The sequence below is a fragment of the Paenibacillus sp. FSL L8-0333 genome (assembly GCF_037965665.1).
GTDB lineage: Bacteria > Bacillota > Bacilli > Paenibacillales > Paenibacillaceae > Paenibacillus_AQ > Paenibacillus_AQ odorifer.
The window spans coordinates 5,322,096-5,348,254 of record NZ_CP150186.1; the positions used below are offsets into that span (position 1 = coordinate 5,322,096).

22 protein-coding genes are annotated in these 26,159 nt (G+C 45.7%); 3 read left to right on the forward strand and 19 right to left on the reverse strand.

Annotation, left to right across the window (positions count from 1 at the left end; all coding sequences use genetic code 11):
• Positions 1-15: 15 nt before the first annotated feature.
• The 5 genes from holA to NYE72_RS23820 form a co-directional block, all read right to left on the reverse strand.
• Positions 16-1,035, reverse strand: coding sequence for a DNA polymerase III subunit delta (gene holA, locus NYE72_RS23800; RefSeq protein ID WP_036677525.1), 1,020 nt, complete (start codon positions 1,033-1,035; stop codon positions 16-18).
• A 276-nt stretch (positions 1,036-1,311) separates the two neighbouring features.
• A complete protein-coding gene (locus NYE72_RS23805; protein ID WP_076099001.1) occupies positions 1,312-2,574 on the reverse strand; it encodes a zf-HC2 domain-containing protein in 1,263 nt (420 codons plus the stop codon).
• On the reverse strand, positions 2,571-3,119 hold the full coding sequence (locus NYE72_RS23810) for a sigma-70 family RNA polymerase sigma factor (RefSeq protein ID WP_036677530.1): 549 nt from the start codon (positions 3,117-3,119) through the stop codon (positions 2,571-2,573). The genes NYE72_RS23805 and NYE72_RS23810 overlap by 4 nt, the downstream gene beginning before the upstream one ends.
• Before the next feature lie 240 nt (positions 3,120-3,359).
• Positions 3,360-3,596: a hypothetical protein gene (locus tag NYE72_RS23815; protein ID WP_036677533.1), complete on the reverse strand. Its 237-nt coding sequence runs from the start codon at positions 3,594-3,596 to the stop codon at positions 3,360-3,362.
• 238 nt (positions 3,597-3,834) lie between these two features.
• Positions 3,835-4,476 carry a bifunctional 2-keto-4-hydroxyglutarate aldolase/2-keto-3-deoxy-6-phosphogluconate aldolase gene (locus NYE72_RS23820; RefSeq protein ID WP_036677536.1) on the reverse strand — a complete coding sequence of 214 codons (642 nt, stop codon included), beginning with the start codon at positions 4,474-4,476 and terminating at the stop codon, positions 3,835-3,837.
• A gap of 345 nt (positions 4,477-4,821) precedes the next feature.
• Between NYE72_RS23820 and NYE72_RS23825 the strand changes: the two genes are divergently transcribed.
• The gene (locus tag NYE72_RS23825) at positions 4,822-5,772 is read left to right on the forward strand and encodes a sugar kinase (RefSeq protein WP_036677538.1); all 951 of its coding nucleotides are present in this window, start codon (positions 4,822-4,824) and stop codon (positions 5,770-5,772) included.
• A gap of 472 nt (positions 5,773-6,244) precedes the next feature.
• Here the strand turns inward: NYE72_RS23825 and NYE72_RS23830 are convergent, their stop codons facing one another.
• The 7 genes from NYE72_RS23830 to NYE72_RS23860 all read right to left on the reverse strand — a co-directional run bounded on the left by NYE72_RS23830 (position 6,245) and on the right by NYE72_RS23860 (position 16,211).
• Positions 6,245-7,261 carry a LacI family DNA-binding transcriptional regulator gene (locus tag NYE72_RS23830; protein WP_038572957.1) on the reverse strand — a complete coding sequence of 339 codons (1,017 nt, stop codon included), beginning with the start codon at positions 7,259-7,261 and terminating at the stop codon, positions 6,245-6,247.
• A gap of 72 nt (positions 7,262-7,333) precedes the next feature.
• The gene (locus NYE72_RS23835; RefSeq protein ID WP_076272404.1) at positions 7,334-8,452 is read right to left on the reverse strand and encodes a hypothetical protein; all 1,119 of its coding nucleotides are present in this window, start codon (positions 8,450-8,452) and stop codon (positions 7,334-7,336) included.
• A complete protein-coding gene (locus NYE72_RS23840) occupies positions 8,449-8,988 on the reverse strand; it encodes an RNA polymerase sigma factor (RefSeq protein ID WP_052097267.1) in 540 nt (179 codons plus the stop codon). The genes NYE72_RS23835 and NYE72_RS23840 overlap by 4 nt, the downstream gene beginning before the upstream one ends.
• Positions 8,989-9,121: 133 nt before the next feature.
• Positions 9,122-11,185: a glycosyl hydrolase 115 family protein gene (locus NYE72_RS23845; RefSeq protein ID WP_326046895.1), complete on the reverse strand. Its 2,064-nt coding sequence runs from the start codon at positions 11,183-11,185 to the stop codon at positions 9,122-9,124.
• 866 nt (positions 11,186-12,051) lie between these two features.
• The gene (locus NYE72_RS23850) at positions 12,052-14,727 is read right to left on the reverse strand and encodes a ComEC/Rec2 family competence protein (RefSeq protein ID WP_326046896.1); all 2,676 of its coding nucleotides are present in this window, start codon (positions 14,725-14,727) and stop codon (positions 12,052-12,054) included.
• 113 nt (positions 14,728-14,840) lie between these two features.
• Complete coding sequence (locus NYE72_RS23855; RefSeq protein ID WP_036677545.1) at positions 14,841-15,359, reverse strand: dCMP deaminase family protein; 519 nt, start codon at positions 15,357-15,359, stop codon at positions 14,841-14,843.
• 114 nt (positions 15,360-15,473) lie between these two features.
• On the reverse strand, positions 15,474-16,211 hold the full coding sequence (locus tag NYE72_RS23860) for a ComEA family DNA-binding protein (protein WP_254924571.1): 738 nt from the start codon (positions 16,209-16,211) through the stop codon (positions 15,474-15,476).
• A gap of 187 nt (positions 16,212-16,398) precedes the next feature.
• Here NYE72_RS23860 and comER point away from each other — a divergent pair, with 187 nt between their 5' ends.
• Positions 16,399-17,250 (forward strand): late competence protein ComER, encoded by an 852-nt coding sequence (gene comER / locus NYE72_RS23865; protein ID WP_036677548.1) that lies wholly within the window; start codon positions 16,399-16,401, stop codon positions 17,248-17,250.
• 61 nt (positions 17,251-17,311) lie between these two features.
• Here the strand turns inward: comER and leuS are convergent, their stop codons facing one another.
• The 6 genes from leuS to NYE72_RS23895 all read right to left on the reverse strand — a co-directional run bounded on the left by leuS (position 17,312) and on the right by NYE72_RS23895 (position 24,099).
• The gene (leuS, locus tag NYE72_RS23870; RefSeq protein WP_339210573.1) at positions 17,312-19,762 is read right to left on the reverse strand and encodes a leucine--tRNA ligase; all 2,451 of its coding nucleotides are present in this window, start codon (positions 19,760-19,762) and stop codon (positions 17,312-17,314) included.
• Positions 19,763-20,278: 516 nt separating this feature from the next.
• Positions 20,279-21,346 carry an AI-2E family transporter gene (locus tag NYE72_RS23875; RefSeq protein ID WP_036677553.1) on the reverse strand — a complete coding sequence of 356 codons (1,068 nt, stop codon included), beginning with the start codon at positions 21,344-21,346 and terminating at the stop codon, positions 20,279-20,281.
• Between the two features lie 179 nt (positions 21,347-21,525).
• Entirely contained in the window at positions 21,526-21,735 is a 210-nt protein-coding gene (locus NYE72_RS23880) for a hypothetical protein (protein WP_036677557.1), read from the reverse strand.
• Positions 21,736-21,749: 14 nt separating this feature from the next.
• Positions 21,750-22,271 carry a PRC-barrel domain-containing protein gene (locus tag NYE72_RS23885; protein WP_038572961.1) on the reverse strand — a complete coding sequence of 174 codons (522 nt, stop codon included), beginning with the start codon at positions 22,269-22,271 and terminating at the stop codon, positions 21,750-21,752.
• A gap of 92 nt (positions 22,272-22,363) precedes the next feature.
• A complete protein-coding gene (locus tag NYE72_RS23890) occupies positions 22,364-23,515 on the reverse strand; it encodes a cysteine desulfurase family protein (RefSeq protein ID WP_038572963.1) in 1,152 nt (383 codons plus the stop codon).
• Between the two features lie 128 nt (positions 23,516-23,643).
• A complete protein-coding gene (locus tag NYE72_RS23895; RefSeq protein WP_339210575.1) occupies positions 23,644-24,099 on the reverse strand; it encodes a DUF523 domain-containing protein in 456 nt (151 codons plus the stop codon).
• A gap of 156 nt (positions 24,100-24,255) precedes the next feature.
• Between NYE72_RS23895 and NYE72_RS23900 the strand changes: the two genes are divergently transcribed.
• Positions 24,256-24,924, forward strand: coding sequence for an SOS response-associated peptidase (locus NYE72_RS23900; protein ID WP_339210577.1), 669 nt, complete (start codon positions 24,256-24,258; stop codon positions 24,922-24,924).
• 113 nt (positions 24,925-25,037) lie between these two features.
• On the opposite strand, the gene NYE72_RS23905 is transcribed toward NYE72_RS23900, so the two are convergent.
• The gene (locus NYE72_RS23905; protein ID WP_036677572.1) at positions 25,038-26,135 is read right to left on the reverse strand and encodes a glycosyltransferase family 4 protein; all 1,098 of its coding nucleotides are present in this window, start codon (positions 26,133-26,135) and stop codon (positions 25,038-25,040) included.
• Positions 26,136-26,159 lie beyond the last annotated feature (24 nt).

Here is a 26,159-nt window from a genome sequence, read left to right on the forward strand (position 1 = left end):
CTTTCCCTTCTTAGCTCAGACACCTAAACGCAGCATGAACAGCTCCAGCCCTAGCACTTTGTCTATAGCCCCTGTTTTCATTTTATAATCCAGATCCGCCAATGCACTTAAGATTTGCCGCAATCGTTCACTGGAGAACTTATGGGCCTGCTCCCCAGCAAGCTTAACCGCATAAGGATGCAATCCGATCTGTGACGCAATCTGTCCCTGCGAATAACTATGTGCTGATAAATCCTTAACCTGCAAAATAATGCGGAACTGCCGCGCAACCAGCGCTGCGATCTTGATCGGTTCCTCACGCTGCTTCAGCAGCTCATATAATGTATCAAGCGCCTTATCAAGACGCAGATTAGCGATATCCTCAACAAGCGTAAACACATTTTGTTCTGTTCCACGATGTACCAGACTCTCTACGGCCCCCGCATCCACAGTGCCGCCCTTACCAGCGAATAAACAAAGCTTGTCCATCTCTGCAGATAAACCTTGCAAGCCGGTGCCTGCATTCGTTATAAGAATTTCTGCAGTGCCAGGTGCCATTACACAACCACGCTCACGAATTCCTTTTTCCACCCAGCGCAGCAGCTCTTCTGCTCCCAGCGGATTAAAGGCTAATACTGTGCCCACTGATTTGACAGTCTTCACAATTTTTTTACGCTCATCCAGCTTATCATTATTCACCATAAAGACGATCACACTGAAGTCTACAGGATGCTGCAAATAGTCACTTAAAAGATCTATACGATGCTCCAGTTTGGCATTTTCTTTGCCCGCTGTAAATAACGAGGCATCCCGCACCAGCAATAGTTTACGTTCTACCATAAATGGCACAGTCTCCGCTTCTTCTACCACAGCCTGCACCGGCGTCTCAGAGAGATCAAAGGGAATAACTGCGAAATCACGATCCTCTTTAGCAATCAGCTGTTCTTCCAGCAGTGCCGTGAATTCATTCATTCGAAATTTCTCACTGCCATATAAAACATACAACGGTGAGATCTTCCCTTGTTTGATTTCTTTTATCGCCGTTTTGGCATCCATCCCGCCACTTCCTTTTCCATTCATCTAGCCCATTTTGTCCAGAGTTCTATTGTAGCAAAAAAAACTACAAAAATGCATGCAAAAACGGAGAAACTCTGGCAGCCATGGCCAAAGCCTCTCCGTTTAAGCGGCGCATCTATATAAACGACGGAGTGCGAAGCTCTAGAAACTCCACATCCGGCGGTCATACCGATGTTCTGCAAAACCTATACTTTCTAGTTCCTGTCCTGTTGATATAGTATATTCAGAAACTTCGAAAAAAGTTCCAACCCCACTTTAATTTGTTGAAGATGAGGTTGGAGTGTTCGTTGGGGTCGCTCCAGGGGATGCAGCCGGACTTGAAGAAGCAGTAGCTGCTTCCTGTACAGTGTACACCTTGGTCACATTCACACCATCTTTTTCTGTCACGTACGTAAACTTCGAGCTGTCCGCGGACCATTCACCAGAAATCCAATTTCCTTCTAGCGGATAAGAGTTTACGGCTAACCGTTCTTCCGCTGAGCCCCCTGGCGACTTCTTATAAATTACAAGCTGCAACCCAACAAATTCTATAGCATACTGACCATCAGGAGAAGTCCAGGTCTGCACATTAGGATCTTCAGAACTGCTTAAGCTCATAACTTCCCGTCCGTAGTCATATGGAAACTTTAAAGAATCCTCCATCGGTGGAGCAGAATCGGCTGCGCTGTCTGAATTCATATCAGCAGTTTGCTCCTTATTATCCACCTTTAGCTGATTGCTACTGGCGTTGCTAGAATCTGAATTTTGAGATTTCGTGGCGACATCCTGCCTTGGCGGAGCAATCTTCTCTGTCGGCTTAGGATCTACGCTTTGAGGCGGTTCAGTGATCGACCGCCCTCCAGCTCCCGCTCCCGCATCAGCTGCATCCGCCGGTGCACTTGGCATCGAGGCAGGGTCCACTGGTCCCGTCGCTCTATCTAAAGCGGCGTTATCTTCGTTCATCTCCGGTGCATCCATCTTAAACTGCGCAGCGCCCTCGTTCTCTCCACCAGCGGCAGGTGAAGCTCCATCAGAGTTAGCAGTAATAGAAGCTTGCGATTCCATTGCTGTATCCTTAGTATCATCGCTGGCTGTTTTAGCGCTATCCTGCATCCTTTGTTCCACTTCTGCCCCAGGCATTTTATCGGGCATATTAAATATTGCGATCCCTAATAGAACGGCAGCTGCAATAGCTCCAATGCCTGTCCGTGTTGCTATAGAGGTTCCCTTGGCAGGTTTACCGCGGGAGCTTTCACGTGAAAATGGGACAACAACCGGCTCCTCAGATCTCACAGCACTTTGTTCACGACTGCTTCGATCCAATTCTGCAAGCTGAGGTAAAATAGAGTCAACCAGACTAAACGGGGGTTTCACGTCTGGCAACTGCTCCAATTCATTGGAGAGAAGTGTCAGGCGCTCAAAGACTTCCGCGCAGGAAGGACAATTATCGATATGACGGAACATTTCAATAATCTCATCTTGACTCAAATCTTTGTCTAAATAGCGGTGCATCCATTCCATCACCTCCGCGCATTTCATCCCGATACACCACCTTTCTGGTACTCCTGAAGTCTATTCTGCAGTTGCTGTCTAGCCCGAAATAAGTATGATTTCACTGTATTCAAGGGCAAATCCAGACAATCTGCAATCTCGTTGTAAGAAAAATCCTGTAAATAGCGCAGGACGATGACTGTCCGATGATGCTCGGGCAATTGATCAATTGCTTCACGTATATCCTCAGCTAAATAAGAGGATAGAACCTCACGTTCCACATTGTGTTTATCCTGAAACACCATTTCATGTTCATCAATAGAAACTGTAGGTTTAGTTCTTCTGAATTTATCAATGCAAATGTTAGTGACGATTCGCTGAACCCACGTTTTGAACTGGGCCTTCTCCTCATATGAGCCGATTTTTGTATAAACCCGGATCAAGGCTTCCTGAGATGCATCTAACGCATCTTGTTCATTATGCAAAATGTAGAAGGCCGTTTTATATACATGTCCTTCAATTTCTCGCAATAGGGTGATTAGAGCGTCGCGATCGCCCGCTTGAGCGGCTCTGATGAGTCCCTGCTCCACCACGAAGGTTCCCCCTCTCTATGCAATCTTACTGACGCGCAAGACTGCGAATTTGTTGCAACCGTGTAATTAATATTTTTAGCCAATAATTCCTACTAAGCATACAGGGGAAACAACAATCATTCAAATACTCTTTTTCACTATCTTAGTAACAAAAATGACATCAAAAGAAACGGCCTATCCCCTTGTCGGAAATGAAGCCGTCTGTCTTAAATATTACCCTCCGGAATCGGGCAAGAAACTCTATTTATAGAGCGCAATTTTGCAGAGCATGAAGACCGCGTAGTTTTCCCTAGTCTCATCATCCACCACATAGGCTTCTCCATTCTCAAATAATTGAGGGTTATTGTAATTGCGCTCTAATCTGTAGATCTGCCCTTCCGTCACCTTACAACCATGGAATGCCGACTCAATTTCTACGTACTCAGCATCATCTTCATCCGCTGCTTGATACAGCGCTTTGTCATTATAAGCAGGCATATACTCACTCCCGGCTGGATAATAGATCCTGACGTTCAGTCCATGTATCACTACTCTTCTATTATATAGTTTATTATCTTTATCCCGATTCTATACTTTCTAAAAAGCATAGAATAAAAGGAATATGGACAGCTCAAAGAAAATCAACATAAAAAGGCTGCATGGCCAACATCTGTCAGCCACACAGCCTATAAATAAAAACGCGAATCTGGATTTCAATCTCCGTTCGAACTATACATTAAATCCCTTTTATCTCTTTAAACTTCGCCACATATTGGGCAGCAAGATCGGTAATCTGATCGTATCGGCCATTCTTCGCCGGTGCAGTCAAATTCCCCCCAATGCCCACAGCCATGCAGCCGTTTGCAATCCACTTCTCCATATTGTTCAAATCCACGCCACCGGTCGGCATAATATTCACATGTGGCATAGGACCTTTAACCGCTTTTACATAATCCGGACCGAAAGCACTGCCAGGGAACAGTTTAAGCACATCCACGCCGTACTTCAACGCTTCCTTCATTTCATTTAATGTCATGCAACCAGGCATATAGGGAATGCCGTAAAGATTACACATCTTAGCTGTCTCCACTTCAAAAGAGGGACTAACGACAAACTCTGAACCTGCAAGAATGGCTATTCTAGCTGTTAATGGGTCCAAGACAGTTCCGGCGCCAATCACCGCACGACTCCCGTACTCTGCAACCAATCTCTTAATCGCCACGTCCGCGTCTGGTGTAGTAAAAGTTACCTCAATATTATTTAGACCGCCTTCTATACAAGCAACGGACATCTTAAAAGCTTCCTCAGCACTTTCTGCTCGAATAACCGCTACAACCCCGACGGATGCCACATTCTGTAATACTTTCATTTTCTTCATCAGTAGACTCCCTTTCTCTTGGACGATCATAGATAAACAGGAAATACTTTTTTAGATAAACTATTTTATTAAATTTACTAATTATTGCGTTTTGTTCTATAAGGAAATAGTAATAACAATACGATTAACAGTCAATACATTTTTATTACATCAGAGGGAAATAAGTAATAAAATCTAAGAAAAACCTTTATAAAACAAGGGTTTATGGAAACATTATTTTCTTTTTACGAAAAAAGTTTTTTGGTTAACAATCATTATTTTATTGTACAAAACCGATTTATGTGATAATTTCAAATTACAAATCATTATACTGGGATAAAATCATTACCCTAGGAGGAACTAAAAATGAGTAAACAGCTGGATGCCGTCACTTTCGGGGAGCCGATGGCGATGTTTTATGCGAATGAGGCCGGTCCTCTGCATGAAGTATTTTCGTTCTCCAAAGCATTAGCAGGTGCAGAAAGCAACGTGGCTACAGGCTTGTCGCGTTTGAATCATCCTACAGGTTATGTTACGAAGCTTGGCGAAGATAACTTTGGCACATTCATTGCTCAGGCGATGAAGAATGAGAACATTAATACGGACAATATTACTTTTACTAAAGAGTATTCAACAGGTATGCTTATCAAATCGAAAGTGGTTACCGGCGATCCAAAGGTCGAATACTTCCGCAAAAACTCCGCAGCCTCCACGCTTAGTCTGGAGGATTTTGACGAGGCCTACTTCAATTCCGCAGGACATCTGCATGTTACAAGTATCTCCGCCGCTTTGTCCAAGAACTGTCTTGAATTTTCTATTCACGCTATGGAATTTATGAAGAGTAAAGGAAAGACGATCTCTCTGGATCCTAATCTGCGTCCTAGCTTATGGCCGGATACAGAAACAATGGTGAGTACCATTAATGATCTGGCTACACGCTGCGACTGGTTCCTGCCGGGGCTCGGTGAAGGTAAAATCCTTACCGGACTGAGCACACCCGAAGAGATTGCTGACTATTACCTGGAGCGTGGCGTAAGCTTAGTCGTCATCAAGCTTGGCCCTGAAGGCGCTTACTATAAATCCTCTGCTGGGGAAGGTTACGTGGACGGATTCAAGGTGGAGCAGGTTGTTGATACGGTGGGTGCAGGTGATGGATTTGCGGTTGGCGTAATCAGTGCGATGCTGGAAAAGCTTCCGATTGCTGAGGCCGTCAAACGCGGCAATGCGATCGGTGCGTTAGCCGTCATGTCGCCAGGCGATATGGACGGACTTCCCACCCGTGAGGAACTTGCGAAGTTTATGCAACAAGAAGTCTAATAATCGCAAAAGAGCAGCGATTCTCCGTTATTGGAGGAGCGCTGCTCTGCTTTTTGGGTCGCTGATTGGCTGCTATGGCTATGCTATTGCTATTGCTATTGCTATTGCTATTGCTATTGCTATGCTTCAGCAATGTAATCACGTACCCCTGGGGCTTTCGGACCCAGAAGACGCTATTTGCGATTTTTTTACCTTTGCGGCGTAGTTTCGGACTCCAGTGACGCTATTCCTTATGAAAAAGGGCATTTAGCATGTTTTCCATGCCGATAGCTGCGATGGGGTCCGATAGTACTCCAAATATGGGATTATACTGCTTATAAGATCAGCTGAGTCCGATAGCGACTTCCTGCTCGAAAATATTACTCAATCAAACCCAAGTTTAGTGTTTAGATAAAGTTAGGTCCAATAAAAGGGGGAGTGCTCAACAAGCTAAGAAATAGCTGCTGGGCACTCCCCTTTTTATAGTTCGAACTTATTTGTAAGACTTCACCGACTGCCCTTGCTGCAAGGTCGGCGGGAAACGATATGTAATTGGAACAGAAGCTCCCTTATCCTCGATACAAGAGAGTATAATCTTGGCAGCCTGCATCCCCATCTCGTAAGCAGGCTGTCGGATTGTCGTAATGACCGGATTATATATTTGCGCGAATTCCGCATCATCTATCCCGATGACCGACAACTGTTCTGGAATAGAGATGGCATTTCGATTCGCATATTTCAGAATTTCCGCTAGTGTGATGTCGTTCGTAGCCAGCAACGCGGTCGGCGGCTCCGGCAGTGCTAATAAGTGTTCCAGCCCCGAAGCTAATTCCTCTTTGGATACACTGCAAATATACTCCTCACGCAGCGTTATGCCCGCTTCTTCCATCGCTTTTTTGTAGCCACTAATCCGCTCTTTCCGAGGGGTAATCGCATGCTCCCCAATTGGGAGGGACACCAGAGCAATCCGCTCATGACCTTGCTGTATTAGCTGCCCTACGCCTATCTTTGCCGCCATTTCATTGTCCAGCAATAGACTCTGCGTGGTGATTCCATCTACCAGACGATCCATAAAGACTAGCGGAAAATCAGCCTCTATCAGCTTGCTATAGGCAGACGGGTTATTCCCTGTAGGAAAAATAATCAGCCCGTCCACCTGACGTGCGATTAAGGTTTCTACATACTTGCTTTCTTTCTCCGCATTCTCATCCGCGTTGCATATGATCACTTGGATTCCGTGATGCTGCAGCTCATTCTCAATCGCCCGGATACATTGGATTGACAGCGTATAGTCAATATTGGCTACGATGATCCCGACCATATGCGTCCGATTCTGCTTCAGACTGCGCGCCAGACCATTCGGCTGATAATTAAGCTCCTCAATTACTGCCTCAATCCGGTTTTTCGTCGCTTCACTCATATATTTAAAACGTTTGTTCAAAAATTGGGAGACCGTACTTTTCGAAACTCCCGCTTTTTGAGCCACATCATCAATCGTTAACTTCTTCATCGCTTCGGCTCCACTCTTCTCAAAAGAAAATACTTTATCAAAAAGTATAGCTTTTATTTAGTGATTTATCTACTAGGGAGTATTGTTCATATAATCCATATAAAGCTTATTTTGCTGCTCTTCGGATAAAAAAGCCCAATTCTCATCCAGCCACCCCAATCCAGCTTTCGTAAGAATATCCGCTTTACGTTGTTCCCCACCCACTTTATAATCCATAATTAATGTTTCTCCCTTAATCTCTTTAAAACCAATTGCTGTAGCAGGTGTTGGAATGCTCATGGTCTCCATATCATAAAGTACGGTTTTCTCTTTGTACTTTTTATCCCCTGCATATTCTAAGTAACTAAGTACGAGTTGTCCATGCTCCTTATCAACAGCGATTAATGACTTGTATTCTAAAAGTGTATTATCGAAGGATGCAAGCGCTATTGGAACTACAGATTCTCCCGCCGCTGCTTTTTTAACATTAAGCATTGAAAATTTAACATCCTCATACATTCCTACACCAAGAGTCATTTTGAAGGAAATTAACAGGACGTAATCGCCTGCTCCAAAAAATCCACTCAAATATTGATACGTACTTGCCCCTCCCCCATAAAGAGGAAAAGTATAAATCCTAGTAGCCGAAGAAGCCGATAGCTCCGTCTGGTCCTTAGAGCTCAGGTAAAGAGTGAACGGTTCTGTAGGATGTGTGTACTTTGGCTTCTTGTAGTCAACCATCGGGGGTGGCGGCGACCAAAGAATTCCCGCTGTTGTCTCAACGGCATACGCTTTGCTCTTATCTCTGTTCATTGGCAAAGGCATGTAGTATTTCTTACCGCTAATCTCAAATTCTACTGGACTTGTCGGAGGCTCTAACGCTTTATCATTAGTTGCAGAACTAGAAGAAGGCAGTATGCCTGCGCCTTGTGACTGAACGGATGGCGAATGGATTGGCCCTGTGTTTTTCCATACACCCATAGGCAAGGTAAGCGCACCTATCAACAAAACCGTAGCCAGACTGGTTAGAAGCACATTTTTATTCATCCAATAACGTTTGTAACCTGAACTTTTATTCACAGCAGCCTGTTCGATCCGCATCATTAACTCAGGCGTGAAACCATCTTCAATGAAAGGTCTTTTGCCTGCTTCCGCATACCAATCCGTCTGCCCGATCATCACTGGATTACTATCATCCGCGTTGCGTTTCATTCCCTCTCCTCCTTCTGGATAGCCTCTTTAACCTTCTCTCTCGCCCGCGCGAGCCGAGATTTCACGGTTCCTTGTGCTACATTCAGCAAATCTGACATTTCGGCAATGGATAATCCATGTTGAATATCTAGCACAAGCACCTCTCTGTTCTTCTCTGGAAGGGTCATAATAATTTCCCAGATACGGTTCGCATACTGATTGCCGAGAGCTTCTTTTTCCGCAGAAGGAGCATTAACAGTAGTAGGTTGATCGCCCAAAGCTATGAATCTGCGCCAAAAGCTATTTTTGCTCCAACTGAAGGCCGTATTTCTGGTAATTGTAAGCAGCCAGGTTTTCATCGAAGATTGACCCCGGTATTTCCCAACATTCTTATACGCCTTCAAAAATACTTCTTGGCTGATATCATTTGCCTGCTCTCGACTTCTAGTTAAGAAAAAAGCATAATTCCACACATCCGAGCCATGCGCCTCCATCATTTCCCGCAAACTCATTGCGGGCGCGTACGCTGCTGTATATGGTATATCTTCGCTTAGCATGTTTCGCCTCACCCCTTGCCTAATAAGACTTTCCAAACTTGAAAAAGTTCCCTCTAAAATAAAAAAATAGGTCATTCATTAAAAAACACCACCGATGAACGTTTTAAGCGTTCACTAGTGGTGTGCGGATATTTTAAAGAGAGCTGAATTTCTCCTCCAGCCGCCGTGCAAGCTCATCGTCCGGTAACGGATTACGATGCGTATTTTCCAGATAGATATGCTTTTCAGTCTCGGGCATCAAATATTCCTTATACCATAAAAACATATCCGGACTATCCCCCTGAATCCGCAAAAATTTACGCGCTGTTTCTACATGATCTATAGTGTTGGCAATATTGGTCAACCAATCAGCCCGATAAAAATGCTTCCACTGACCGATCTCTGCCCGTAAAAGAGCCTGCTGGCCCTCCTTATAATCCCAAACCGCATGTGAAGCTTCGATAAACGCCTCTGGAAATCGCTCTTCTTGGTAACACATATACGCCTGGCAAAGAGAGGATAACCCTCTGCACCCGCTCCAATGCAGCTCAATTTGAACTAGCAGTTGAACATGCAGCCTGTTTCGCTCTTTTTCGGGTAAAAGTTCCATCACCTCTAGGCACTGCTTTCGCAGCAGATACCAGACTAGTACAACTCGCTCAGCTCGATCCCTGAACCATCGAACCTGCTCTACAAAAGGAACATCCCCTGCGGCCCAGCACAGACGTTCATCGCTCTCCGTCTTATTTTGCAGCCAATGCCCTATAATCTGCCTTGCCGGATGATGATAGAATTCATCGCCTGCGCGGTCGTCAGCATTAGGACCATATACTATGGTGTTTTTGAAGTAGCTTTTGTACAATTGGGCAATTCGCCCCTGCTGCGCTGTGTAGAAACGGTTAACGAAGGTCTGAAGCTGTTCATCAGCATCTGCTGTTCCATCCATCCACAACTTTGCTGTCAGATCTAATGTATAGAGATGAGGCAAAATATTCCCTGAATTCACCAGCAGATATTCACTAGCCCCTGCCGCAAATGCACCCTGTAATTCCTCCACTATAAAGGACGGATCCGTAGGGAATTGTGTTAGATGATTGGAGGCCTGCAAATCGTGGAAGGTGACGTGGTAATATACCCCGTTTTTGCCTTGATCTCCTGCCTCGGGTAGAGCAGGCACGCGCAGATTCAGATGGCCATGTCGTCGCGACACCATTTTGCCGTATCCGTTATCCGCCCATATTTTAATAACACCTTCTGGAACTTCGATCTTTCCCTGTTTATACAGCTCCGCAATTTCTCCGTACATCGCCATACAGCACACAGGCTGGTCCACATATTCACAGATCATATCGTATTGCTTGCGAACCACAAATGAGATCAAATCGCCCCGTTTCTCCGGAGTATCAAAAGAGGGGTCATTCTCCCAAAAAGGTTTATCGCCCTGTCCGCGGAAGGAGAGCACCCAGAGTGTTTTTTCATCTTTTTGCCGCTCGATGGCTTCTCTCCACAGCTGTTCAAACAATTCTGGATATTCTTTATAGCTAGCCTGCTTGCCCGGAAAAGCACGCAGGAACATTTGCGCGCCAAGCGGCTCCGCATGATGATGTGTGATCCACAGTCCCATATCCACCGCAAGCTGATGATGAACTCCGTCTCTCGGCAAATCCGTCCCCGGGATTACCATATTTCCACCACAGCGCAGCAGCGCTTCAAAAACAGGCTCCCATACCTCCGCCGTCGGAGGATAATCCTCCTTCCAGCCAATAAGACACACTTCATCATTCACGAACCAACCTCGGTAACGTACCTTTGGCTGAATGCTGTTGTAGTCAGAAACAGGCAGATTGATCGCATCTTTCTTAGCAGGAGGAAGCTCCGCCCAGAACCAGAAGGGATCGACACCAAGCACGTGGCGGCTGTAATGAAGCATCCCATAAATAATGCCCAATTCATCACGGCCGATAATATGCAGGACCCGATCCTCTTCACTACCTGCAAAATGCAAACAAAAACCCTCTGCCCATTCCGGGCAGCCATCATCCTGTGTTGCATAACGAATAATTACAGTAGCTGCTGCTCGTTGTAACGGAGCTTTTCCGAACACCTGCTCATGATCTCTGGCGATCATTCGCCAAGCATGTCCAATTGGATTACTACATTCCACTTGAACATCGTATACACTTTCCGCTGTGACTCTAAATTCTGCATATGTATTCACTATCGCTTCATCTCCTAATTCGCTACAAAACACGGAGGACATAAGCTTCTCACCACCGGGCTTTGAAACATAGTTTAAATAGGCATAGAGTTTACCAGAATCTTCTATCTCTATTATAAAGCGTTTACATAGATTGTGCATGCACGCGTAATAATTACTGGAGGAGGACGGCGGTTACTGGAGCTGGAGCTACTGCATTAGAGCAGTTGGTGCTAGACAGGACAACAGTTACGACAGTTACTGCAATAGAGCAGCTGGTGCTAGACAGGGACTACAGTTACTGCATTAGAGCAGGTGCTAGAACAAATGGACTGGGATCATCAGCAAGTAATCGGAATTTGGGTGGAAGTTAACATCGTTACAACGATAATATGTAACAGAGGCGCTTTGGTATGTTCATATGGAGCGTTCTATTGCACTTTGTGCAACTAAAAAAGATCTTTCCAGCTCATAAAGTGATTTAGTTGCACTTCATGCAACTATTTCTGTTCAAAATTAGAGAAATAGGCATTTTTCCAGATTCCAAGTGTACAAAGTGCAACTAAATGAAGATCCAGCTACTTTAAAGTGCGATCTATTGCACAAAGTGCAACTAAACGAGTTTTTAGGTTCTATGGTGTCTATGGGGAAGAATGCAACGGAAGGAGCTACATAGATTCTGCGATATTGATACATGATGACCTACTCTGCACTAACGCGACAGAAGGAGCTACTTGAGCTGTCTACTACCTAAATTAATTCGGATAGGAGCAACTTTGCCCGCTTACACAAACCGCAACAGTAGAAGTCCGTGTGCACTCACAAATCCCTCTTTCATACCCCAGCACTCAATCACATTACTCTACTACCTTCCTCTACTACCTTCCTTAATCCGCTCCCTCCGCCAACTTATGACGCACCATAATCCCGTCGGCCCGCACACGCATCTGAATCTCCCCCTGCTGATCCGTTCTAAAAATAGCAGCATGATTAACTTCCAAACGTTCCAATACCTCAGCTTTCGGATGACCATATAGATTATTTACTCCCGCAGAAATCACCGCAGCCGATGGATGCCAGAACTGCAGCCAAGACTCGCCTGTTGAAGTTTTGCTCCCATGGTGAGCTACTTTTAAAACGTCAATGGAAGGTCCTGCGTTAATACCCTTTTGCAGTGCTTGCTGCACAATCTCCTCCTCGGCTTCCAGATCCATATCTCCGGTAAATAGAAAATTTCTTCCGTTCATCTCTAAACGAAAAACTACAGAATCGTGGTTCTGATCCTCTAGCATTGGGATGCCATTCAGCATAGAAGAACCTGACGCTGCTCCCTCTCTATCTTGTTCCTCCGGCCATAAAAAGGACAGCTTTGTCTTATCATCCGGGGAAAGCCTCATTCCCTGATGCACGGCATACAGTTGAACATTGTTCTCCAGCGCAGTCCGCATCATCTCCATATAAGATTCACGGTCAGCGAGTGTGCCATTAAAAAGCAGTGCCGAAACCGGAATCGCCTCCATAACGGCTTGGAGTCCCCCGGCATGATCCTGATCCCCATGAGTCAAAATAATCGCGTCCAGACGGTGGATCCCACGTTTTTTAAGCAAAGGCACCAACACTTTAGCCCCTACCTCGAACGGGCTGCGGCGAATCCGCCATTCTTCTTTTTGCCCAAAATTTAACGTTCCTCCACCATCTACAAGAATATGAGCTCCTTTTGGTGTAGTGATGAGGATACTGTCGCCTTGCCCGATATCCAGATAACTAATCGTCCCTTTACCTTCCATTCTTTCTGACTGATAACCCTTGTACAGCATTAGGCCCAGTCCAACCGCAGATAGTAGAACAATCGCTCCGCTCCAACGTACAAACATAGGCGCATCCAAAAAATACTGTGCGCTCCCCGCTCCCCCAAACCCGCCGTGCTTGTTCACAGGTAAACCAATCTCAGCTAACGGCCTCGTCTCATCCTCCATATACTGCGGTGTTGCGCGGGCTTCCATTCTTAGCTTGGCAGCATACAACAGCCCGTACAACAAGACATAATACACTCCGATCCACAGCAGTGAAGGCGAGCGCCAAATCAAAACTCCACCAGCAAAACCATTGATCCATTCAACCGCATAAAAAGTAACGTTATTCAGCAGCTCCGTAATATGTGCCAAAAAAATTGCAGCATCTCCCCACAATCGTCCAAGCAGTAGCGCCAGCGTTCCTAAAGGCAATACAATAAAAGTAATAAAGGGCACAAAAACCAGATTAGCCACTAAAGACAGCAGCGAAAATTGATTAAAATAATAGATCGTCAATGGAAATGAGACCAACTGGGCAACTAGAGTCACAGAGACGGCGCTTTTAAGCCAGCGTGGCAGTGCCCTCAGCAGAGGGTCCATAAGCGGAACGTAGACCATTAATCCTAAGGTCACCAGAAATGACAACTGGAAACTGACACTGAGCAGCATGTAAGGATTCCAAATCAGCATAACCAGTGCCGCTGCAGCCAAAATATTCAGTCCATCCTTCAGCATGCCAACTCGTGCAGCGAGCAATGCAATCATACTCATTAATCCCGCACGTACGATAGACGGACCTGCACCTGTCAAAAGGACGTATATGGGAACGAGCACTAAGGTGACTGTTAGCGTGGTCTCTTTTGTCATCCGTAAGCGCCTGAATATAAATAAAAGAACACCAACATACACTGCAACATGCATGCCTGAAATGGCGAGGATATGTGTCAACCCAAGTTGTGAGAACTGCTTAAAGGTATCCGGATCGAGATCATCCTGCATCCCAATCACCAAACCCTTCATATATCCAGAGTGGCGCTCTTGAAACAGCCGATCCGTCTCTGCTCCAAGAACTGCCCGCGCTTTATCATTCCAGCGTAAGATCATTAACGGACGCCATGAATCTGGAGCCGTTGCTTGCACGTTCTCTGCCCCCTGACCCTTTAGAAGCCAGTGGATCTTCTGCGTATGTAAATAGGTTCGATAATCAAACCCTCCGTAATTCCGCGCTGTCGCTGGCTCTTCAAGTACGCCGTTTAGCGACACCTGATCCCCTCTGTGCCACTCCGCGGCAATAGCGATTTCTTGCTCGGCAAGAAGTTTGATCTGCACCATAATTAACTCCCCATGCCCCCTTTTATCTTGTTCGTCCCGCGGATCAGGCGAAGCGGCCTCTTCCTCAGTAATCAACGATAACTCTGAGAGCTTCATCGTAAAATCAACCCGGTCCCCGTCCCGTTCCACAACGGAAATAATCGTCCCCTTAGCCTCCACGGCAGTCTCATTCAACTCCGAAAATAATTTCCCCAGCACTTCAGGCAGGTGACTTACATTGCGGCCTTCATTCCATTCCCAATATCCAGCGGATATAATAATCGCCAAACAAAATACCGCCAGCTGTTTCCAGCTCATGTTCACCCAAACTCTCATACTAACCAGTAACAATAGTAATCCAGCCCCCGCCAACCACAAGCTAATCCCTGAGTATAAACACGCTGCTGCACTTCCAGTCACCCAACACACTGTAAAACTTAATAAGGGTCTCTCCTTCACGCCTCCATTCTCCTCCTTTCGCAAGATAAAAAAAGAACCTCTGCATACGCCATAAAAGCGTACGAGAGGTTCTTCCTCAAGTCATCTTATTCAATTAGGGTTGTACAATACAGCTAATCCGCTACTTTAATCATCGTTTCACTTGGCGGCTCATAATTTTCCAATTGGCGAAATACGATGCCTTTGGCAGCCATCATTGCCTCTACCTTTTCCATATCCTTACGGTAAGGACGATAATACACAATCTCCACAATACCGCTATTAGCCAGCATATTTGCACAGGTCCAGCAAGGCTCATCCGTCACATAGACGGTGCTGCCTTCCCGGTCAATCCGGTCTGTGAATAGCAAAAGATTCTGTTCCGCATGAATCGTGCGAATGCAGCGCTGTTTCTTCACCATAGTCTCTACGCCATCCACGATCTCCATCTCATATTGCTCCGAGAGCATACAACCTGCCTCTGAGCAATCAGGTACGCCCATTGGCGCCCCGTTGTACGCGGTACCAAGCAGCTTTTTGCCTTGCACCAGCACAGCACCTACATGTCGTCGTGAGCAGCGTGAACGAGTTGAGACCATACAGGCAATGTCCATGAAATAAGTATCCCAGTCTTTACGATAGGCAGTAGTCATAATCAATCTCCAAATCCTTCTAAATAGTTGTTAACTATTGTAGCACATCCCCGCAAGTTTTCACTAGGACAACGGTTGTAGCACATCCAGCGAGGCTTCAGTTCCTATTTATCTTCAAAATATTACTAATGCTTTTAACTTCTCCAGTATTTTGGGTCCTATCCCCTTCACCTTCCCCAGATCAGATAGGCTGCGAAAGGTCCCTACAAGGTTGCGGTAATCCATAATTGCCTGAGCCTTCTTTTCTCCGATGCCCGGAAGATCCATCAGCTCCTTAACACCCGCAGTATTCACATTTACTTTACCTTCCTGTGAAGCTGCTGATGCGGAAAGCTCAGTCGCCTCCTTAGCCGCAACAGCTTTATCCCCTGCCGACGTTTGCTTTCCTGCAATGTTTGGCGTTTGAACTTCTGCCCCTGTTGGTGTTTGACCTTCTGCCGTTGGTGTTTGGCCCGCTCCTTTTGCTCGCTCCCCCGCAGCGGCTGCCGTAGCTTTTTCATCTGCCGAAGTTTGGACAGCTTGTTCTGCTTGTTCTGCTTGTTCTGCTTCTTCTGCTTCTTCTGCTTGCGCAGCCTCCTTAACCTTCTCACCGTCTTCAACATTCCCAGCAGCTTCAGCCTGCCCTGCATCTTTCTCTAAATGTTGCTTATTTCCTTTCGTCTGATGACCTCCCTCACTGCCCCCAGCAGCTGGAGCGTCACCAGACTCAGCGATTCCAACAGCTTGCTCCATACCAACATTCAAAGTCTCCCACCCGGCAATCCCGGAATCGCCCTTGCTTCCCGCCGCCCAGAATAGCCCACTTCCTATTACAGCAGCAGCCACTCCGAGCACGATACTCCCTTTATTCATATCACTTTCCTCCTCACAAAAATTCTTCTTATGCCTTTTTGTGAATCTTCATACATTCCTGCGGCTGGAAACTCCTTTAATAATTCATACAAAACCTGTCATCTGTCCAAGTCTATCCTGCATACATATAACGAAGAGCATTCATGTCAGTTAGTAAAAAAGCAACGCTAGAAAGGAGGAACCACAGGTGAAAGTAGGATTTATCGGAACAGGCAGCATGGGCAGCCTGCTGATTGACGCCTTTCTTTCTTCCGGAGCCCTGAATCCGTGCGATGTACTCGCCAGCAACCGCAGTCTGAATAAACTGCTGGAGCTAGAAGATCGTCATCCCGGCATAAACTTATGCGGAAGCAATAGTGAAACAGCGACTGGAAGTGACATTGTTTTTTTATGTGTAAAACCGCTGGAATTCAAAACCTTAACAGATGAGATTGGCCCTTATCTCCGCAGCGATCAAATCGTCGTATCCATTACAAGTCCCGTTCAATTGCAACATCTGGAATCCGCTTTGCCGTCCAAAATAGCCAAGATCATCCCCAGCATTACACACTGTGTCAAAAGTGGGACATCACTGTGCATATTTGGCAGCAGGCTTAATAAAGAAGACAGGCTTGTGCTGCTGCAGCTGTTGTCTTTCATAGGTGTTCCTTTGGAAATTCAAGAGGCCCATACCCGAATCGCTTCTGATTTCTCCAGCTGCGGACCTGCGTTCTTGAGCTATTTCATTGAACGCTGGATTGAAGCTGCGGTGGAAGTTACCGGGATTGAAGAGACGTTAATCAGCCGGCTTGCAGGTGAAATGCTGCTTGGAACAGGCAAGCTGCTAACAGAAGGAGAATTCACCCCGCAAGAGCTCCAAGAACGTGTAGCTGTCCGTGGCGGGATTACCGCAGAGGCACTGAACCATCTTCGCATTAGCCTTGAGGGCGTATTCGAACGTCTCATCATGACTACGCATGATAAATACGATGAGGATGTCACCAAGCTGGATGCATTATTTGGGCATGACGGTATTATTCAAAGTCCTGTAGACCGTTAGAAAACAATAAAACCCGCAGCACGGAATTCTCCGTTGCTGCGGGCATTATTGCGTTCTTCGCTTAACCCACTACGATATTTACAAGCTTGCCAGGAACCGCAATGATCTTGCGTACGGTTTTACCTTCTACTGCTGCACTCACATTCGGGAGTGACAACGCATGAGCTTGCATCTCTTCTTGACCCATATCCTGCGGGATCAACGCGCGTTGTACGATTTTACCATTTACCTGAATAACGATTTCAACCTCAGCATCCACCGTCCATGCTTCATCATACGTTGGCCAAGCCACGTAGCTGATACTTCCTTCGTGACCGAGCAGCTGCCACAGCTCTTCAGCGATGTGAGGCGCCAGTGGTGACAACATTTGTACGAAGTGTTCAGCAGCTTCTTGGGACAAAGTTTCTTGCTTATAAGCATCGTTAATAAAAATCATCAACTGGCTAATTGAGGTATTGAAACGCAGATGCTCGAAATCATCAGTGACCTTCTTAATGGTCTTGTGCCAAGTGCGTTTGAACTCGTCAGTGCCACCGTCTGCTGTGATTTTGGTGCTCAGCTTACCATCTTCACTCACGAACAGGCGCCATACACGGGACAAGAAACGGTGAACTCCTTCTACACCCTTTTCATTCCAAGGTTTGGTTGCTTCCAGAGGGCCCATAAACATTTCATACACACGTAGTGTATCTGCACCAAAAGCTTCCACAATCTCATCAGGGTTGATGACATTTCCGCGTGATTTACTCATTTTTTCATTATTATTTCCAAGAATCATACCTTGGTTAACCAGCTTATGGAAAGGTTCTTTTGTTTCAACAACGCCGAGATCATAAAGCACCTTGTGCCAAAAACGTGCATAGAGCAAGTGAAGCACGGCATGCTCCGCTCCACCAATATACAGATCTACTGGAAGCCATGCTTTTTGCTTCTCAGGGGAGCACAGCTCTTGATCGTTTTTCGGATCAATATAACGCAGGTAATACCAGCAGCTGCCCGCCCATTGCGGCATGGTGTTCGTCTCGCGGCGAGCCTTCATGCCAGTCTCAGGATCAATAGTTTCCACCCACTCTGTTACATTCGCAAGTGGAGATTCCCCTGTACCCGAAGGTTTGATCGCATCTACATCCGGCAGTACCAGCGGCAGCTGATCAACTGGAACAGTCTTCATTGTGCCGTCTTCCAAATGCAGAATTGGAATGGGCTCTCCCCAGTAGCGTTGGCGGCTAAACAGCCAGTCACGCAGACGATAGGTTACTTTGCCTTTACCTACGCCCTTTTCTTCCAACCAAGCAATCATCTTCGCAATCGCTTCTTCATTCTTGAGTCCATTCAGGAAATCAGAATTGACATGCGGACCCTCTCCGGAATAAGCCTCTTCTTCAACGTTGCCGCCTTGAACGACTTCCACGATATTCAGGCCGAATTGTTTAGCAAATTCCCAGTCGCGTGTATCGTGACCCGGAACTGCCATGATTGCTCCCGTTCCGTAACCAGCAAGCACATAATCTGCAATCCAGATTGGCGCCTTCGCACCATTCACAGGATTAATTGCATATGCGCCTGTGAAGACACCGCTCTTCTCTTTTGCCAAATCCGTACGCTCCAGATCGCTCTTACGAGAAGCTTTTTCACGATATTCTGCCACAGCAGCACGCTGAGCTTCAGTGGTAATCACATCAACAAGCTCATGCTCTGGTGCCAGTACGCAGTAACTTGCTCCGAACAGTGTATCTGGACGTGTAGTAAACACGGTCAGGTTAGCCTCGTGACCTTCAATGTTAAAGTTCACTTCTGCACCTGTTGATTTCCCGATCCAGTTGCGCTGCATATCCTTGATGCTTTCGGACCAATCCAGTTCTTCCAGATCCTCCAGCAAACGCTCAGCGTACTCTGTAATTCTCAGAATCCATTGACGCATCGGTTTGCGCACGACCGGGTGACCGCCGCGCTCACTTTTACCATCGATAACCTCTTCGTTGGCAAGTACCGTACCCAATGCCTCACACCAGTTAACAGGTACTTCTGCTACATAAGCCAGGCCTTTGTTATACAACTGGATAAAAATCCATTGTGTCCATTTATAATAATCCGGATCTGTCGTGCTGATCTCGCGGTCCCAATCGTAGGAGAAACCCAGCGATTTGATCTGACGGCGGAAATTATCGATGTTCTTATCGGTAAAATCACGTGGATGCTGGCCGGTATCCATCGCATACTGCTCTGCCGGAAGTCCAAAAGCATCCCAGCCCATCGGATGCAATACATTGAAACCGCGCATCCGCTTGTAGCGAGAAACGATATCCGTTGCTGTGTAACCCTCTGGATGACCTACGTGCAGTCCTGCACCTGAAGGATACGGAAACATATCCAGTGCATAAAAATTGGGTTTTTCAGGATCTTCTCCTGTCTTAAAGCTTTTGTTCTCATCCCAGAACTTTTGCCATTTCGGCTCAATAGTCTGCGCCCGGTAACCACCAGCGGGTGTGCTATTTGTTTGATTGTCGCTCATTGTCTGCTCCTCCTTGGAGTGTTACTTCTTAGATTTCTTATTTCTTAACCAAGCATATACACCTTCGGTGTCCTTATAAGGACGGTAAGCGTTTATGCGGGAAATATAAGACATGAAGTATTGCGTAAAACGTATACTCTCTTATATTTACAAAAAAACCTCCCATCCCTAGCGTATTATCGCTAGGGACGAGAGGTTATAATTCCCGTGGTACCACCCTAGTTAGCGGCGAATATACTTTATTCTGCCACTCACTTTGCACCCTTTAGCGGGGGTGAGGCGACGGCGGTTCATTCATGACATCCATTATCTCTTATGGATATCCTGTAAACTTGCACCGTTACTCCGAGGTGAGTTCACTCTGTTCCGTTAACCGACTCGCACCTTAGTGTCGGCTCTCTGCAATAACGGTATAGAATTAATACTCCTCATCATCGAACAACTATATACTGAGTCATCAGTAATATTCCCCAACATTATATACAAAACTGTTATCAATAGTCAATGATTATCCCTTTATACGGGCTTTCGTTTGATTAAAAACGCCATAAAGTGTTGAATTACGACTTTTGCAGCTGCAAAGAACGGTACAGCAAGGATAAGTCCAATCATCCCTGCCAGTTCACCACCTACCAGCAATGCGAAGATAATAAGCAGCGGATGCAAATGTAGCGTCCTGCCTACGACCTGTGGAGAAATAATATTGCTCTCCACAATTTGGCATAAAGTGTTTACCACAGCAACCAGTAGAACTAATCGAAAAGAGACGGTCGAAGCCATCACAATGGCAGGTGCAGCCCCTAGAAAAGGACCCATATACGGAACAATATTAAATACTGCCACCACACTGGCGAACAGTAAGGCATAAGGCATTCCGACGATGGCATAGCCGATATAGGCAAGCACACCTATAATGATGCAGACCAGAAATTGTCCGCGAATGTAATTGCCGAGCGCAGCATCGATATCTTTTAACAAAGTAACAATAGACTTGCGGCGTGCGCGGGGCAGACAAGAGACCACCGTCCGTTCAAATACGTCAAAATCCTTCAAAATATAGAACACCAGAAACGGCACGATAAAAGCATTGAACAGCAAGTTAATCGTTGTCCCTATATTATCGAGAAAATGCGAAATCCCTTCGGCCAGACGATTCTCCAGTTGAAAAAACCAGTTGTTCATCCCCATTTCAACCCCAGGCGGTATTAGCCTTGTATTCATATGGCTCATCAGCCCCTGGGCTTGCAGTGTGATCTCAGGCAGATGTTCATTTAATTCTTCAAGCTGCTCAATAAACATCGGGATAAGGTTGATGGCGATCACGGTAATCGCCGTTAGAAACACTGCATATATAAGTAGAACAGCTACGCTACGCGGCATCTTCCGTCCGGCCAGCATACTAACCACGGGATTCAGCACATAGGAAATAATCATAGCTGCCAGAAATGGAGCGAGGATTGCCTTTAAAAATACAAAAATCCCCTGCAGCATCGGACGAAGCAACCAAACAAAATACAAAATGATCAGGGATAGCAGCACTCCGATCATCCAGCGGAACCATTTACTTTGGGACCATTGTTCCATGAGAGTACCCTCCTGCGGTAGAGCCTGGACTAGCTTCGTAAATAAGTATATGTATGGCCGCAGCAAAATAACCATCAAACACACAAAAAAGCGTCAATAACCTTGCAACTGATTTCAGCTGAAAGGAAATTGACGCTTAAGTACATAGAGCAGTCTTGCTTACAAAGCAAGATTCATAGTTAAGACGACGCATGAATTTGCGGGAAATCCTGAGTCATATCATCCCCGGAGAACAGGTCGTCCAGCGAGCTTAGTGTGCCGTCTTCTTCAACTTGATAAACCGACATTTTTTCGCCATTTACCGTCAATTCGATGAAACAGCCCCAGCAATAAAACTGGTGGGAACCGATCTTTCCGATATCTTTGGAGTTGCAGTTTGGACACTTCATATAATACATTCCACCTATCCGTTAACAATATTAATGGCTTTTTGTAGCCGTTCTTCGCTCATCGCAGGAACCATTAATGCATTCTCACCAATGGACATCTCGTCAGAACAAGGCAGCCATTTGCGGCCTTCGATCAAATCAGTGACAAGCCCGTCACTAATTTCCAGCGCTCCTATTGTGTTTCCCAACTTTTGGTCAAAATAAACATCAGATATTCGTCCGAGTATAGTTCCAGTTGTAGTTAGCACTTTCAAATCCTTAAGTTTGTTCTTTCCAAGTAGAAAAGTACAAGGTATATGATCGGCATCTATCTTATCAATCGACTCTTTATTACGAATCATGACAGCATCCTCGCCGTAGGCCACAATATCTTCCCATGCCACAAATTTCACATGGCCACCAAAAAAAGATTTGCTTTCCAGTTCAATACCCGTAATATTCCAGTTTGAATCGAGCAAAATATCGACAATTTTGCCGATTGCGTTACCCTCTTCAACTTCATATACAGCCAAGCCGATCAGATCTTGAAGTTTCATGGCTGCTCGGTCTCCTCACTTTGAGTGTAATTACGAGTTCTCAAAAAGTGAAAGCCCGAATGATCAGGATACCTACCATAGCCTAGAAGTAACTAGTCTCTGATACGCAGCCGATTCAGAATGGTTTCAACTTTTCGAGCAACGTACTCAATTTCTTCAGTAGTATTACCCAAACCCATGCTAAATCGAATCGCTGACCCTAAAATATTTTCTGGAAGCTCCATTGCTCTCAGAACATGGGATATTTCCAGTGATCCTGACGTGCAGGCTGAACCGCTTGCTGCCGCAATCCCGTCCATATCCAGGTTCATCAGCATAACATCTGTTCTAGCTCCCGGGAAGCTCAAATTCAGTATACTTGGCAAAAAATGCTCGGTATTGCCGTTAATTGAATAACTTTCCCGTCCAATCAGCGCATCCAGCTCTTCAAGTAGTCTATTGCGCAGGAGCTGCACTTTTTGTCGACGTTCTGATAGACCTGTAACTGCTATTTCAACAGCCTTGGCAAATCCAGCAGTACCTGCTAAATTTTCTGTTCCGGCTCGTCTGCCGCGCTCCTGAAGGCCACCGTGGAGTCTTGGATGCAGCGGTGCTCCACTCCGCACATAAAGGCCACCGATCCCCCCAGGTCCATTGATTTTGTGAGCTGTAAAGCTCATGTAATCTACCGGAAGCTCCCGCAGTGTGATCGGTAAGGCACCAAGAGCTTGTACAGCATCAACATGGAACAGAATACCCCGCTCTCTGGCAAACTGGCCAATTTCCTGAATCGGCTGAACGGTTCCTACCTCATTGTTGGCATACATTACACTGATTAGCACTGTGTCTTCCTGCACCGCTGCTTCTACATCTGCAACGGATACTCGGCCTGTAGAATCCACAGGAAGATAAGTAACCTTAAAGCCTTCCTTCTCCAGCTCTTCGCAGGTATGTAGCACTGCATGATGCTCTATCGCAGAGGTGATAATATGATTGCCTTTCTGGGCAACAGCAGCGACAGCTCCATAGAGTGCTAGATTGTCACTTTCGGTTCCGCCGCCAGTGAACACCCACTCTTCCGGCGAGCAGCCTAAAAAGGCGGCGATAGTATCGCGCGCCCCATTTAATATTTTCTTGGCTGAACGTCCGAACTGATGTACACTGGACGCATTTCCATATTGTTCTGTCATTATATTCAGCATGACCTTGGCCACCTCCGGATGAACCGGGGTTGATGCGGCGTGGTCCAAATAGATGGTTTTCATCATTCATTTCTCCACTTCTAGGGTATAGGAAAACAGTTCGTTTTTAAGAACTATTAAATTATACCGCGCGAGAAGTTAGTTTTCCACAAACTAAAGAACACAATATTGTAATCAATTCCCTGCACAGGCTAAGGTAATGACAGCCAATTCTCTTCAGAGGTAACTTCTATGCCGTTTTTTCTAAGTAAAGCTGCAGTCACGCCGTTCCCAGCGATCTTCTTCCCTTTGAACTCTCCGTTATAAATCATGGTGCTGCCGCAAGAAGGACTGTTTTCCTTGAGGACTACCATCGTAGCTGAAACTTCTCGAGCTTTTTCAAGCGTAATATAAGCCCCTTTTAAATATAGTTCTGTTACATCTATGCCCGATCGGTCCACTACTTTAGCCGTTCCTGCAAGCACAGCCTCACCATCCCCGCCGACAATTTCAGCTGGCTCTCTAGGCGTAGAGAATCCCCCTAATAATTCCGGACACACAGCAATAGCTTGATTCTCATTCAAAAGCTTCTGAATTTTCTCATCCAAACAATCCGTGCCATTATATCTTACCTTCATACCAGCTAAACAAGAGCTTACCAAAATCACCTATATGCACCGCTTTCTTCATTCATTGTGCTTCGTTTATAATAAGATACAACCCTTAACAGCCGTTCAAGCTAAGAAATATTTCGAGCATAACATGCTGATTACAAGCTGTAAACAAATCCAGCCTCAAAAACGACCGAATGGGAAGTGTATAAAATGTGCGGACGATATACGATAACCGTCACCATGGAAGAGCTGATGGTCAGATATTTTGCGAATGATTCAACCATTATCCACTATGCTCCAACATATAACGCAGCACCCATGCAGCAAATTCCGGCAGTCATTAACACAGGATCCAGCAATAAACTTGGGGAACTGCGCTGGGGTCTGGTTCTTTCATGGGCCAAAGATGACAAAATCGGCAGTAAAATGATCAATGCCCGGGCAGAGTCACTCCTTGAGAAGCCTTCTTTCAAGCGATTAGTAAGCTCCCGCCGCTGCATCATTCCATCTGATGGCTTCTATGAATGGAAGGTTCAGGACAATAGCAAACAACCCATGCGAATCGTGATGCGCGATGGGGGTATTTTTTCAATGGCCGGATTGTATGATATTTGGATGGACCCTGAAGGTAATAAATTAAGTACCTGCACGATTATAACGACTACCCCAAATGAACTTATGGCTGAAATCCATAACCGTATGCCAGTTATTTTGAAGCCTGAGGATGAGCCAGAATGGCTGAGCCGGGACAATCAGGACGCAACTTCGTTAATAAAGCTTCTTAAACCCTATGATCAGCATCAAATGAGAGCCTACCCGGTTTCTACTGCAGTGGGAAATGTTCGGAATAATACGAAGGAATTAATCAATGAGATATAGAAAACAATATTATTCAAATGGTAGGAATGATTATCACCCTTTTATTGACACTAATTCTGACCTCGTTGTTTATCCATGAAAAAACATCTTAACCCTGCGGATTAACCGCAGAGTTAAGACCAGCGCCGCTCAATATGAATTCTGCGTCCCATCAATTGATGATACATCTGTAGAAATCTGTCTGCATACAGCTCAGAGGATAGGTTAGTCCGGATATGCCATTCTCCATTCATCCTGATTCTGGCCCGTAGTTCTGGATCATTCATTAAGGATAGAGCAGCAACCACAGCTTCATCCAGCTGCCCTCTAGTGTATATTTTTCCAGTGTGATTGTTAATGACGAGTCTTCGAACGCCGTCTGAATCTGTAGTAAGTACAGGACAACGGCACAACATCGCCTCAGCAACCGCGTATCCAAACCCTTCCAAAATAGAGGTAGAAAGGAGCAAACCTCCCGAATCACCAATAATACTCATATAATCTGCCATTTGCTCATGAGGAATATTGGAATACGAAATCAACCGTGAAGAAATCCCCGTCTCAGCTACAAATTGATCAAAGCTTTCTTTTTGCTCTGGATCAAACAAAGTATCATCCTGAAAAATCCATAAATAAAGTTCGGGATGGATTGCCAGCAGCCTTTGCCCGATTTGCAGAAATTCCCGCCAATTCTTATTCGTTTGAATGCGTCCTACCCAGCCGAGGATAGGGAAACTTTTCGCGGGATAATTGGTATATCCAAACTGATCGCAATCGATCGGATCATCAAAACAATATTGTGGAATGGTTGGAAATCCGCCTTTGAAAAGCGCCTGCAAATGGGTTGTTTCTGGATACAGCAGTGCATCGGTGAGCCTGTAAATGCGCTCTGTAAAATTATTAACGACCTGCTCAGCTTCATCTAAGGTGCCTAAACCCTGCACTTCAAAAACAAGCGGCCCTTTATACCCAAACCCTCGAATCCGCTCTGCTAAGTTAATATCCGTACACACTACAATTAAGTCAAAAGCTTCACGAGCAAGCATTGCCCTGATCTCGTCATCGCTATTGGTAATATGCGTTTGAATGTTACGGATATTCTGCTGTCCTTTTCCATGGTGTGTATACAGTAAATGGCACTCTACACCGCGAGCATGTAACGCTTGGCAGCGAACTCGGTTCAGGGTTTGCATACCTCCACTCGGGTTATAAAAAGTGAACAAAATCTTCATTATGATCACTCATTCGCAAATTAT